We start from the raw sequence: 12,747 nt of genomic DNA on the forward strand, positions 1-12,747 counted from the left end.
ACACATTAGGAAAAAATAAATAAATTTTAAATCTGACGGGTGTTAAACACCCGTTCAGAATAGATAAAATTTACAGAACGCCTTGTGCCAGCATTGCATCAGCGACTTTAACAAAGCCTGCAATATTCGCGCCTTGGATATAATTAGTTTGCTTACCTTCACCACCGTAATTCACGCAAGCATGGTGAATATCTAACATAATGTGATGTAAGCGAGCATCCACTTTCTCCGCTTTCCAGCTTAAACGTGCCGCATTCTGTGCCATCTCTAAACCAGAGGTTGCAACACCACCAGCATTAGCAGCTTTACCTGGCGCAAACAGGACACCCGCTTCAGTAAAGGCATCTGTTGCAGCAATGGTTGTTGGCATATTCGCGCCTTCAGCAACGGCTTTCACACCATTTTTGATAAGTATTTTAGCCGCTTCCAAATCTAACTCATTTTGTGTTGCACAAGGCAAAGCAATATCAACAGGAACAGCCCAAGGTTGTTGCCCTTCAAGATACGTTAAGCTAAATTCTTTTGCGTACTCTTCAACACGACCATAATTATTTTTAATTTCAGTGAGTCGAGCGAGTTTTTCAGTAGTAAATCCAGCTTCATCAACCACAGTACCACCTGAATCTGATGCTGTTATTACTTTAGCGCCTAACTCTAAACATTTTTCGATAGTGAACTGTGCAACGTTACCCGCGCCAGAAACCGCTACACGCATTCCCTCAAGAGACATACCATGACGTTTAAGCATCGCATTAGTAAAGTAAACTAAACCATACCCAGTAGCTTCTGGACGGATTAAACTGCCACCGAATGAAAGACCTTTACCTGTAAATACACATTCATTGCTATTAGACAGCTTTTTCATCATGCCTGCCATAAAGCCGACTTCTCGTGCACCCACACCAATGTCACCAGCAGGAACATCCGTATTAGCGCCTAAATGGCGATAGAGTTCCGTCATCAGTGCCTGACAAAAACGCATTACTTCCCCATGACTTTTACCTTTAGGATTAAAATCGGAACCGCCTTTGGCTCCTCCCATCGGCAATGTAGTTAATGCATTTTTAAATGTTTGCTCAAAACCTAAGAATTTTAGGATAGAAAGATTTACTGATGGATGAAAACGCATACCACCTTTGTAAGGTCCAATGGCTGAGTTAAATTGGATACGCCATGCACGGTTAACTTGTACTTGCCCTTTATCATCTAACCAACAGACGCGAAACTGGATAATACGTTCAGGCTCAACTAAGCGCTCAAGTAATGATTGTTCACGATATTGTGGGTTTTTCTCTAAAAAAGGCCACAAAGTGGTAAAAACTTCACGAACCGCCTGATGATACTCAGGTTGATGAGCGTTATATTTTTCTACCCCTTCTAAAAACGAAGATAATGAGCCAGATATATTCATTCAGCTATTCCTTTTTTGTGTAATGTGATGTTGGCATAACCTCATTTATTCGGAATATTTTTGGGTTTTGTGAGGTTGATGTTGTTTTGCTTCTTGAATATATCATTAAAATACATTCACACTTCAAGACATTTTTTTCATAATTAGACAAAAAAAAAAGGTTGACTCAGTTTAAAAGCAGGAAAAATAGGAATTTTAGGTAAAAAAATACCTGCATAAGCAGGCATTTTTTTGCTTAAACAAGCAAGCGATTATTATTCATCATCTTTCAGAGGAACAATTAGCATATCAACATGCACAGTATTAATTAGTTGGCGTGCTGATGACATCAATTTACTCCAAAAGTCTTGGTGATGACCACAAACGACTAAATCCATATCGTATTTCTTAATCGCATCAACCAGAACTTGGCCTAAATCACCACTACCACTCAGGGTTTCCTGAATTTCATAACCTGATTTATCAGAGAGGTCTTTTAACGCATTACGGGTTTCATCAGTAATACGTTGCTGCATATCACCGAGGTTGACATCAATTAGACCGGTATAAAGATCAGAGTAGTTAACATCAACGTGAATTAAGGAAACTTTGGCATTATAGGGTTTTGCCATAGATACAGCTTTCTGTACTAAGACGTTACTCTCAGGGGATAAATCAACTGCCACTAGAATATGCTTATAAGCCATCGTGAACTCCTTCCATAAGCTGATTAATCGGTTGGAAAGGCTGTTAAGCCTAAATCCTATGTATTAAATATAACGTTTTAAGATGAAAATTAGATGTCGCCTTGATCACAACTTATGTCAAATTCATCAAGAAAGCATCTATCGATAAATAACAATATACACCATTTTACATTAGCACGATGTCATTCACCGACAATATCATCATAATAATGAGAATTGAGTATAAAAAACAACAAAAACACCCTTTTAGAGTTATTTTTTATCTTTTTTTCTGAAAAAGGAAACAACTTGAAAAAGTCACTTTTGTTTATTGCTTAATTTCACCTAAACTTAAATTAGAGAAAAAAGTAACCTTTATTGGTAAAGGTTTTCTCATCTCAGAATCTATTATTCTAGGGAGGGGATTATGTTTAATGTCATTGTTGTCTTTTGGGCGCTATGTATTCTTTGCCTGATTAATATGATGCGTTATTTTTCATCTATTAGGGTATTGCTCACGATATTGCGCCAATCTGATCCTTTGCTCTACCAATCTGTCGATGGCAATGGATTTTTTACTATACACGGACAATTTTCAAAACAACTAAGACTAATTCGCTATATCAACCAACGCCAATACGTCAGTCATCATAATCCTGAAGTCATTATGCGTTGTGAGCGAATTTATCGGCAATTTTATCTTGTTAGCCGTTTTTGTATTTTGGCTGTCGCAAGTTTAATTGCCATGCTTTTTTGGTAAGTGACAAAAACAAAAAACGGTGACTAAAAAGTCACCGTTTATAAACAAACTTAAGTAATTATTGTTATCAGCTATTCACAATAAATGTAAGTGATATCCAATAAAGTAAACCTGATAAACCAATGCTAACTGGTAATGTTAAGATCCAAGCCAGTGCAATATTTTTCACCGTCTTCGATTGAACACCACCACCATCAACAATCATCGTACCTGCAACTGCAGATGACAGAACTTGTGTTGTTGATACAGGCATACCCGTATAACTTGCTACACCAATGGATACCGCTGCTGTTACTTGCGCAGAAACCCCTTGAGCATAAGTCATACCTTTCTTACCAATCTTCTCACCAATCGTTACTGCAACGCGTTTCCAACCTACCATTGTCCCGATAGAGAGCGCTAATGCCACTGCGATAATGATCCAAATCGGAGCATATTCCACGGTGTTTAGCAGGTCACGACTCAATGTTTTTAAGAACCGTGCATCTTGGGCGCTAGTTTCTGGTAATTTAGCCACTTCTGTTGCGGTATCAGCGATACACATAAGTAATCGACGCATTTGAGCACGTTGGTCTGCAGTTAGCTCATCATAAGAGCTAATATTTGCAAGCATCTGTTCTGTTTGATTCAGAACAATTGGCGTTCTTGCGCTATTACAATGGAAATCTGTATCACTAGCATCAGCTTGTGCTGGTACTACTGGTGTATTATCAATAGCATGCTGTAGTGCTGGCTGATGCTTCTCATAATATTGTTGTAAGTGCACAACTGCATCATGAGTTTTGGTGATATCGTATCCGCTTGCACTCATATTGACGACAAAGCCCGCAGGCGCAACGCCAATTAATACCAACATGATAAGACCGATACCTTTCTGCCCATCATTTGCACCATGAGAGAAACTCACCCCAACTGCAGATAAAATCAGTGCAGTACGGGTCCAAAATGGCGGCTTACGCTTACCATCTTGCTTCTCACGTTCAGCAGGTGTCAGGTGAATACGACGACGTTTTTTCGTACCACTCCAGTAACGGCGCAGTAAGAAAATCATCGCACCTGCAATAACCAAGCCGATAATTGGTGAAAGAATGAGTGATAGGAAGATACTGATCATTTTTGGTATGTTTAATGCGTCAACGATAGACGAATCTGTCACGATAGCATTTGTTAAACCAATACCAATGATAGCACCTATCAGCGTATGTGAACTTGATGCTGGAATGCCGAAATACCATGTACCTAAGTTCCAGATAATGGCGGCTAACAGCAACGAGAAGACCATGGCAAGGCCATGAGCTGAGCTCACATTCAGCAGAAGATCTGTCGGTAACAAGTGAACGATAGCATAAGCTACGCTCAATCCACCGAGCAAAACTCCAAGGAAGTTAAATACACCCGCCATCACGACCGCAAATTGCGCACGCATAGCACGAGTATAGATAACAGTTGCTACCGCATTTGCGGTATCATGGAAGCCGTTAATAGCTTCATAAAATAGCACAAATAACAGTGCTAAAACCAACATCAAACCTGTGTGAAATTCTAGGTCAGTAAACAAATGTAGCATAGACGTTAAGCCAGTTAGTTGGACATGAACGCGGCGCATTATCAGCGACAAATGCGAACGGTGGAAGCGAAATTTAACCTTTTTTTGATTTGATAACCAAGAAAATTAGAACCTTTTTAAGATAATTCCTTATATATCATTTAATTAATAAAAATAAAAAAAAAGTAAATTTCTGACAATTTTTTTCCTTGCTAATAAGAATTTAGGTGAAAAATGCAGATTTCTCCATATAATTTTACAAAAATACTCTGATCTTACGCGAAAATCATTGATTAAGTTGTCAGAGAAAACCAAGAACGAGACATCATTGTGGGATCATACGATACAGTAATTATAGGTGCAGGTGCCGCGGGGCTTTTTTGTGCGTCTTTAGTAGGACAAGCAGGATTATCTGTTTTAGTCCTCGATAATGGCAAAAAAGCGGGCCGTAAAATTCTAATGTCAGGTGGTGGCCGTTGTAATTTCACCAATATGTATATCGAACCTTCAGCGTACTTATCAGAGAATCCTCATTTCTGTAAGTCAGCACTTGCTCGCTATACACAATGGGATTTTATTGAATTAGTGCAAAAACATAACATTGCCTACCATGAAAAAACGCTAGGACAGCTATTTTGTGATGATTCAGCACAGCAAATTGTTGATTTATTACTCACTGAATGTCAAAAAGGGAAAGTAAGTGTTCGCTTACGTAGTGAAGTCACGCAAATAGAGAAAACGGATGTGGGCTTTACTATTTTTGTTGATGGAAAAACTATCACAACACCTTCGGTGGTCATTGCCAGTGGTGGTCTTTCTATGCCTAGTTTAGGAGCTACTCCTTTTGGCTATAAAGTTGCAGAACAATTTGGACTTTCTGTTTTACCCACTCGCGCAGGTTTAGTGCCTTTTACTCTGCATAAACCCCAACTTGAGCAATTAAGCCAACTATCTGGCGTAGCTGTACCTGCCATTGTGACGGCAAAAAATGGGACAAGCTTTAAAGAAAATATTCTTTTTACACACCGTGGTCTTTCAGGTCCCGCGATTTTACAAATTTCTAGTTATTGGCAAGCTGGAGAGTATGTAAGTATTAACTTACTTCCAAGCATTGATCTTGAAAGTCTTCTCCAAGAAAAACGTCAAGAGCATCCGAATCAATTATTAAAAAATACACTTTCCCGCTTATTACCAAAGCGTTTTATTGAAATAATGATAGAAAATAAACAGTTACCTGATGTTTCCCTGACCCAACTTAGTAATGAACGTATTACGCAAATTGCAACGTTATTACAAGAATGGCAAGTTCAACCTAATGGTACTGAGGGATATCGCACCGCAGAAGTCACACTAGGTGGCGTAGATACCCGTGCCCTTTCCTCTAAAACAATGGAAGCCACAAAAGTAAAAGGACTCTATTTTATTGGGGAAGTGGTTGATGTCACAGGTTGGTTAGGTGGATATAACTTCCAATGGGCGTGGAGTTCGGCTTATGCCTGTGCGCAGAGCCTTATTTCAACACCAAAATCAACAAACTGATAAATTACACATAATAAAAGCCAGCCATCATCAATCAGTGATGGCTTTTTCTTCTTGTATTTCTCGATAGAGATTCAAAATACCTTATATCCCTTCCTTTCCTCTGGTTCTATACCACATTTTTTCTTCTTTTTCCTATAAATGACCCCATAAAGAATATTGTTAACTATTTGGTTATATTACTGTTTTAAAAAATTATTAAAATAAAACAACTCTTTAATCAGTGAGTTAAAACTTTTTTAGCGCTTTTTTCTAATTTGCTTAAAAAAAGGGCTTTACAAATGATACTGAGAACTATTATCATCAATAACACTTTCAGATGCACCACCTTCAGGGTCATATGAAAGAACGACATTGCTCACATTGCTTCCAGTGTTTTATTTTAGCCAGCCGGGTGCTGGCTTTTTCTTTTCTAGAACTTATTCGATGTTTTTGTTTTCTCTTATTCAAATTATTTGGATCTTCAGGTTAAATTCCTCCGCTTTTTTACTTTGCGCTATTGAGTAAACTGTGTTCAACAACTTCAGAGAAGGAAACACATTATGATTTATCTACGCAAAGCAAATGAAAGAGGACACGCTAATCATGGTTGGCTAGATAGCTGGCATACCTTCTCTTTCGCAAATTACTACGATCGTGATTTTATGGGATTTTCTGCACTACGAGTGATTAATGAAGATCGCGTAATACCCGGTGAAGGTTTTGGTACTCACCCACATAAAGACATGGAAATTTTAACCTATGTGCTTGAAGGTAATATCGAGCATAAAGACAGCATGGGGAATAAAGAAAATGTTCCCGCTGGTGAGTTTCAAATAATGAGTGCAGGTACAGGTATTACTCACTCAGAATATAATCCAAATAGTGATAAAGGACTGCATTTTTACCAAATTTGGATTATGCCAAACACTGTCGGTATCACACCACGTTACGATCAACGTCGTTTTGATACAACAGTGAGCAAACAGCTTATTTTATCGCCAGATGCCCGTGATGGCTCTTTAAAAGTCTTTCAAGATATGACGTTATGGCGCTGGAACCTGAAAAAAGGTGAAGAAGCACAATATCAGGCAGAAACAGGACGCAATGTTTGGCTACAAGTTGTGAAAGGCAAAATAACGATTAATGACATAATTGCGACCACCAGTGATGGTGTGGCTATCGCAAATGAAGATATGATCCGTTTCGTTGGTGATGAGGACAGTGAAATTTTACTGTTTGATTTACCTCCAGTAACAGCATAGTTGGGTTATCACCCTCTAAAGTCACTTTTTCTCTAATAAACAATTTCACTTTATTTTCTTTCTATTCCCTGAAATCTTCTCGCATTTCAGGGATTTTTTTTATCTCAAAGATCTCAAATAAAAAACACCAAACATCCTATGAGTTTGGTGTTTTTATTCATGCTAATAAAAATTAACGTTTTGGCCCAACTTTAGTCAACGCTTGACCCGCTGGGGTGTCCGTATATTTATCAAAGTTTTTCACAAAGCGATCGGCAAGATCGTCTGCTTTGGTATCCCATTGCGTTTTATCAGCATAAGTATCTCGAGGATCTAATATTTCACTGTTAACGCCTGGCAGTGCGGTTGGGATCTCTAAATCAAATACTGGCAGTGTTTTCATTGGTGCTTTATCAATATCACCATTTAAGATGGCATCAATAATAGCGCGTGTATCTTTAATAGAGATACGCTTACCTGTCCCGTTCCAACCTGTATTAACCAAGTAGGCTTTTGCACCTGATGCTTGCATACGTTTTACCAATACTTCAGCGTATTGTGTTGGGTGCAGAGATAAGAATGCCGCACCAAAACAAGCCGAGAATGTTGGCGTTGGCTCAGTCACACCACGTTCAGTTCCCGCAAGTTTAGCGGTGAAACCTGATAAAAAGTGGTATTGCGTCTGTTCTGGTGTTAAACGTGAAACAGGAGGTAACACACCAAAAGCATCCGCTGTTAAGAAAATAACTTTCTTAGCGTGACCTGCTTTGGAAACGGGTTTAACGATATTATCAATATGATAAATAGGGTAAGAAACACGGGTATTTTCTGTTTTCGAACCATCGTCGAAATCAACAGAGCCATCAGATAACACAACCACGTTTTCTAACAGTGCATCACGTTTAATTGCACCATAGATATCAGGTTCGGCTTCTTTTGATAAGTGGATTGTTTTCGCATAACAACCGCCTTCAAAGTTAAACACACCGTCATCATCCCAACCATGTTCATCATCACCAATTAGCTTACGCTTAGGATCGGTTGAAAGAGTTGTTTTACCTGTACCTGATAGACCAAAGAAAATAGCAACATCACCACTTTCGCCAACGTTTGCGGAGCAGTGCATAGAAGCCATGCCTTTAAGAGGAAGGAAGTAGTTCATCATAGAGAACATACCTTTCTTCATCTCGCCACCGTACCAAGTACCACCAATTAACTGAATGCGTTCAGTTAAATTGAAAGCAACGAAGTTTTCTGAATTCAGACCTTGCGCCTTCCAATTTGGATTTGTACATTTCGCTCCGTTCATCACAATGAAGTCTGGAGTGAAATTCTCCAGCTCTTCTTGTTCAGGACGAATAAACATATTTTTAACAAAATGCGCTTGCCAAGCAACTTCTGTGATAAAACGAACTTTCAAACGTGTATCCGCATTCGCACCACAAAATGCATCGACAACAAACAAACGTTTGCCTGATAGCTGATTGGTTACTAATGATTTTAAGTCAGTCCACACTTCTTGTGAAAGTGGCTTATTATCGTTCTTACCTTTACCCTGATCAGCCCACCACACGGTGTCACGAGTAACATCATCACGAACAATGTATTTATCTTTCGGAGAACGTCCAGTAAATATACCTGTATCAACGGCAATAGCGCCTAACGAGGTTTGTGTGCCTCGCTCGTAACCTGTTAATCCAGGCTTGGTTTCTTCATTAAATAACAGCTCATAACTTGGGTTATAAATGATTTCACTCGTGTCCTTAATACCGTACTGCTGGAGATCCTTAGGGGTAAGACCTTTAACGCTCATAGTTTCGCTCCTGATAAATAGACCTTTCTACGAATAATATTAAGGTGTTACGAGTAATTAACAGCGATTGTTATCAATATTTTGAAAATTTATAATTTTTTTATGTTAAGAACGAGAGCTAATGCACAAAACTACAGAAAAATTGTTGAATAAAAAAGGACGCAAAATGGCGTCCTTTTGATAAAACTGACTTGCTAAATCGAATCAGTGCAATTCAGAGTCGTTCAACTTATTGATATTATTAATATCTTCCTCATTGAAGATATAATGAGTTCCACAATATTCACATTCCATATCAATATTTCCCTGTTCTTGCAACAGGTGAGTTACATCTTCTTTCGACAATGTTACTAATGTATTTTCACAGCGTTCACGTGAACAAGTGCAATGAAATTCAACAGGTTGAGGATCATAAAGAGTGACATTTTCCTCGTGATATAAGCGATGTAAGATCTCTTTAGTATCTAGCGTAAATAGCTCTTCAGCTTTAATTGTGTGCGTTAACTGTGTGAGCAATTCAAAATGTTCAGCAGTATGTTCTGCTGTGAACTCTTCTGATGCAGGCAATATTTGTAATAGCATACCCGCTGCGGCTGGTTTGCCCGCTTGCATACCACTACGAATAAATACGCGTGTAGGTAACTGTTCTGATTGCTTAAAGTAGTTATCAATACATGCTTCAATAGTTTCACCATCAAGAGCAACAATACCTTGATAACGTTCACCTTTTTCAGGCGTTACCGTGATGACCATAAAACCATTACCGATCATCTCTTTTAATGTACTTCCAGCCTTAACATCATCACCTACACGCGCAACACCACGCATTTGTTGATTATTGTTGCCATTAATAACCGCCAATCGTACTGGACCATCGCCTTGTATTTGAACTGTAATATCTCCTTCAAATTTAAGCGTTGCTGTTAACAAACTCGTTGCCACCAACAAATCACCCAAAAGGCATTGAACTGGCTCAGGATAATGGTGATTTTCAAGCATTGATTGATAGGTTTCAGTCACATTGACCAATTCACCACGTACCGCGTTTTTTTCAAATAAAAAACGTGATAAAGCGTCTTTTTTAGACATAACTTTCTCTCATTTCAGGGAATCGGTTAATCCGATTCTTGTAAATTTGTCTGTTTGAAGCGAAGTAAGGTGCGTCTTTCCTTTTTATCAGGGCGACGCTCAGGATGAGGCATAGTTAACGCATTCATTTTTCTTGCTAGAGCAATCTTTTCTCTTTTAGCAATACTCTCTGGTGTTTCACAATAGAGTGTCTGCGCTTGTGTAGCACCTTGTCGCTGTGCACTCACCATGAGAATGGTTACCGTCCGTTCATCATTACCTTGTCGCAGGCGTATTTCTGCGCCTTCTTCAACGATTTTACTTGGCTTGCCTCTCACACCGTTGTAATGGACTTTACCACCTTCAATCATTGTGCGAGCAATGGCACGCGTTTTATAAAAACGAGCAGCCCAAAGCCATTTATCTAAGCGGACACCACTTTCTTGTGATGGTTGACTCATCCCTTTCTCCTTAACTTCAACTTCTTTACGAAGGCGATAGTGTAAACACATAGCCTTCCACAACAAGGGACTTACTGAGGAGGGCGATAAAAACAGTGCTCATAATAGAGACTGATTTTATTCATGCGTTGGTTATTTTGTCGCCGGCGCCGGATGATAAGAAATAGGTTCAATATTAAGAACCCGATAGCAAGAAACAATAATAACGTATTACCGATGTAATATAACATTGTCATCGAGTCTGGCAGGCTATGTAAAAATATCTGTAACGTACCATTTGCATCGATAACCATGCCTGTTATGACACCTCCGGTATCAAAAGGCGTGTGTAATAAAATATCAGATAAACGTTGTAGTTCTCGCCACTGTTCTAACGGAGTCGGTTCAAACACCGAATTTGAACTTGAAGCGTAATCAACAAGTTGTTTTCTCTCATCACTGATTAACAGCACACCACCCGGTGGAGGACTGTTTAACAGTATTGCGGCTTTATCTATTTCTCGGTAGATAAAAGAAGATGTGGTGGTGTCGATAAGCTTTTCCAAGGCCTCAGCACTCACTGCACGCAATAAAACATTAGTTCCGGTTAATTTTCCACTTTCAGCTCGTTGAACTAATGCAGTCCAATCATTGACGTTACTTAAGTTAACTAGCGCCATTTTTAGCCGAATACATTCATTTTCTCGTGGACATAAATCCTGTGTTTTCAACACAATGCCATCAAAATTATCTAACAAGTTCATCCCAGATTTAGTAATCGCTTGGCCTAAACTTGGGTTAACTCGGTTATTAGAAACAGGGTGTAATTGCTCTTCAACCATATGCAATAAAGCAGCCGCTTTTTCTATCGTGCTCGATTCAGGCATTGGCATTGGATTACTGTTATTCCAATAAATCCCTGAGCAATCAAAAGGTGCAAAAATCGTTTTATTATTCTTACTTGATAAATTAGGTGGCATGTAGCACATCCCAACCCCTTTAGCTTGAATAATATCTCCGACATGCAAATCGGTTGTTTCCAACTCGGTAAAGTTGGTGACTAAATGAGGTTCAGTATCTTTAAGCCATGAAAAGCTGAGTTTCATAGAAAGAGAAAGTGGCTGATAAAGATACAACATTCCAATAATAAACAAACTCCAAAAAACGAAAATAATATTTTTAATATATCGTTTATAAGGATAATTTTTCTCTTCATCATGCAATGAAAGGTAATTTCCTTGCTTTACAACATGATGGTTTGGATACATTTCTAAATAGGTCACCTTATCAATATCGTTTTGGATATAAGGCTCCCAATGAGGCGGGTAAACAAGATCAATCCCCCCTAAAGAAACATTTTTTACCTGCCCATGATCAAAATTACCAAAAAGCCCCCAGCGCTTTAAGCGCCCTTTAAAACAGTGGATTTCTTGTTTACGTGGTTTGATTAAAGGGTTGTGGATCAGAAAAATACCAACAGCAAGAAAAGCACCACCAGTCGCTAGGATCCAAGGAAGAAAAACTTGAGGCATCATTAAGGCTGTTAGACACAACGTAAGCCCTATACAAATAAAAGAGCCATCCCAAAAACCAGATGAGTTATGTAATCGGTATTCTTCGTTGGTTTCTTCTCGGATTTGTAATAAGTGAGCCGCATCACCTTCGTTCTTTTGGATAGTTGATGAACCATTTGCCAATATCGGCTCAGACAGTTGTTTTAAACTTAGCGCAGAAAAATGAATTTTTTCATCTTTTAAGAAATGTCCATTCACACCAACAACGATGGGGATCGAAGGGGTACAGACAACATCGAGAACGTTTTCTTGCTGAAGATAAGGAACGAGCAACGGGGGAATATGAATTTCTACAGCATCAATATAGTAACGCCAATGATTTAATCCTTCACTAGAACCTGCAAAGCGATTAACGATATTTCTTAATGTAGTAACGACTTCGCCTTTAATTGGCATTTCGGGGAAGTTTTGTAATGAATAGCCAGAAGAGAAGTTTGATGTACCAAAATAAGATAAATAATCACTAATAAGCCCATAGTCATCAGAAGTGAGCTTGCGATAAGTAGGTTTAGCGAGAGATGGGAGATGATGTGAGCCATCAAGCCGCCTTCTTTTAAAGAATAGAAAGGCGGCCATTATAAATAGGCTTATCATCAAGATAGCCAATATAATGACTGATAATCTCATTTTTTCCCCATGCTTATACTGATGCTGCGTAGTAACAATAACAAATTTAAAACCCTGCCTAACATAAGGCAATTCCTATTC

10 protein-coding genes are annotated in these 12,747 nt (G+C 38.8%); 3 read left to right on the forward strand and 7 right to left on the reverse strand.

Going from position 1 to position 12,747, the window contains the following annotated elements:
* Positions 1-70: 70 nt before the first annotated feature.
* On the reverse strand, positions 71-1,411 hold the full coding sequence (gene gdhA / locus ACWPWK_RS09650; protein WP_109374174.1) for an NADP-specific glutamate dehydrogenase: 1,341 nt from the start codon (positions 1,409-1,411) through the stop codon (positions 71-73).
* Positions 1,412-1,665: 254 nt separating this feature from the next.
* A complete protein-coding gene (gene uspA / locus ACWPWK_RS09655; RefSeq protein WP_023583131.1) occupies positions 1,666-2,097 on the reverse strand; it encodes a universal stress protein UspA in 432 nt (143 codons plus the stop codon).
* 406 nt (positions 2,098-2,503) lie between these two features.
* Between uspA and uspB the strand changes: the two genes are divergently transcribed.
* On the forward strand, positions 2,504-2,836 hold the full coding sequence (gene uspB, locus ACWPWK_RS09660; protein WP_109374173.1) for a universal stress protein UspB: 333 nt from the start codon (positions 2,504-2,506) through the stop codon (positions 2,834-2,836).
* A gap of 67 nt (positions 2,837-2,903) precedes the next feature.
* On the opposite strand, the gene pitA is transcribed toward uspB, so the two are convergent.
* Positions 2,904-4,403, reverse strand: coding sequence for an inorganic phosphate transporter PitA (gene pitA / locus ACWPWK_RS09665; RefSeq protein ID WP_109374172.1), 1,500 nt, complete (start codon positions 4,401-4,403; stop codon positions 2,904-2,906).
* A gap of 309 nt (positions 4,404-4,712) precedes the next feature.
* Here pitA and ACWPWK_RS09670 point away from each other — a divergent pair, with 309 nt between their 5' ends.
* The gene (locus tag ACWPWK_RS09670) at positions 4,713-5,921 is read left to right on the forward strand and encodes a BaiN/RdsA family NAD(P)/FAD-dependent oxidoreductase (protein ID WP_109374171.1); all 1,209 of its coding nucleotides are present in this window, start codon (positions 4,713-4,715) and stop codon (positions 5,919-5,921) included.
* Between the two features lie 542 nt (positions 5,922-6,463).
* Positions 6,464-7,165: a pirin family protein gene (locus tag ACWPWK_RS09675; protein WP_109374170.1), complete on the forward strand. Its 702-nt coding sequence runs from the start codon at positions 6,464-6,466 to the stop codon at positions 7,163-7,165.
* A gap of 172 nt (positions 7,166-7,337) precedes the next feature.
* Here ACWPWK_RS09675 and pckA read toward each other — a convergent pair whose 3' ends face one another.
* From pckA to umoB, 4 genes are all read right to left on the reverse strand, one after another.
* Entirely contained in the window at positions 7,338-8,957 is a 1,620-nt protein-coding gene (pckA, locus tag ACWPWK_RS09680; protein ID WP_100158537.1) for a phosphoenolpyruvate carboxykinase (ATP), read from the reverse strand.
* Between the two features lie 204 nt (positions 8,958-9,161).
* Entirely contained in the window at positions 9,162-10,046 is an 885-nt protein-coding gene (gene hslO, locus ACWPWK_RS09685) for an Hsp33 family molecular chaperone HslO (protein WP_109374169.1), read from the reverse strand.
* Positions 10,047-10,072: 26 nt separating this feature from the next.
* Positions 10,073-10,486 carry a ribosome-associated heat shock protein Hsp15 gene (gene hslR, locus ACWPWK_RS09690; protein WP_100158535.1) on the reverse strand — a complete coding sequence of 138 codons (414 nt, stop codon included), beginning with the start codon at positions 10,484-10,486 and terminating at the stop codon, positions 10,073-10,075.
* Between the two features lie 71 nt (positions 10,487-10,557).
* Entirely contained in the window at positions 10,558-12,666 is a 2,109-nt protein-coding gene (gene umoB, locus ACWPWK_RS09695) for a flagellar biogenesis regulator UmoB (protein WP_109374168.1), read from the reverse strand.
* Positions 12,667-12,747: the final 81 nt, after the last annotated feature.

It is taken from the genome of Proteus sp. Marseille-Q3619 (genome assembly GCF_965283115.1).

Coding starts and splice junctions, on each gene's coding strand:
- gdhA (WP_109374174.1), bottom strand. CDS start 1,411: ATGAATATATCTGGCTCATTATCTTCGTTTTTAGAAGGGGTAGAAAAA.
- uspA (WP_023583131.1), bottom strand. CDS start 2,097: ATGGCTTATAAGCATATTCTAGTGGCAGTTGATTTATCCCCTGAGAGT.
- uspB (WP_109374173.1), top strand. CDS start 2,504: ATGTTTAATGTCATTGTTGTCTTTTGGGCGCTATGTATTCTTTGCCTG.
- pitA (WP_109374172.1), bottom strand. CDS start 4,403: ATGCTACATTTGTTTACTGACCTAGAATTTCACACAGGTTTGATGTTG.
- ACWPWK_RS09675 (WP_109374170.1), top strand. CDS start 6,464: ATGATTTATCTACGCAAAGCAAATGAAAGAGGACACGCTAATCATGGT.
- pckA (WP_100158537.1), bottom strand. CDS start 8,957: ATGAGCGTTAAAGGTCTTACCCCTAAGGATCTCCAGCAGTACGGTATT.
- hslO (WP_109374169.1), bottom strand. CDS start 10,046: ATGTCTAAAAAAGACGCTTTATCACGTTTTTTATTTGAAAAAAACGCG.
- hslR (WP_100158535.1), bottom strand. CDS start 10,486: ATGAGTCAACCATCACAAGAAAGTGGTGTCCGCTTAGATAAATGGCTT.
- umoB (WP_109374168.1), bottom strand. CDS start 12,666: ATGAGATTATCAGTCATTATATTGGCTATCTTGATGATAAGCCTATTT.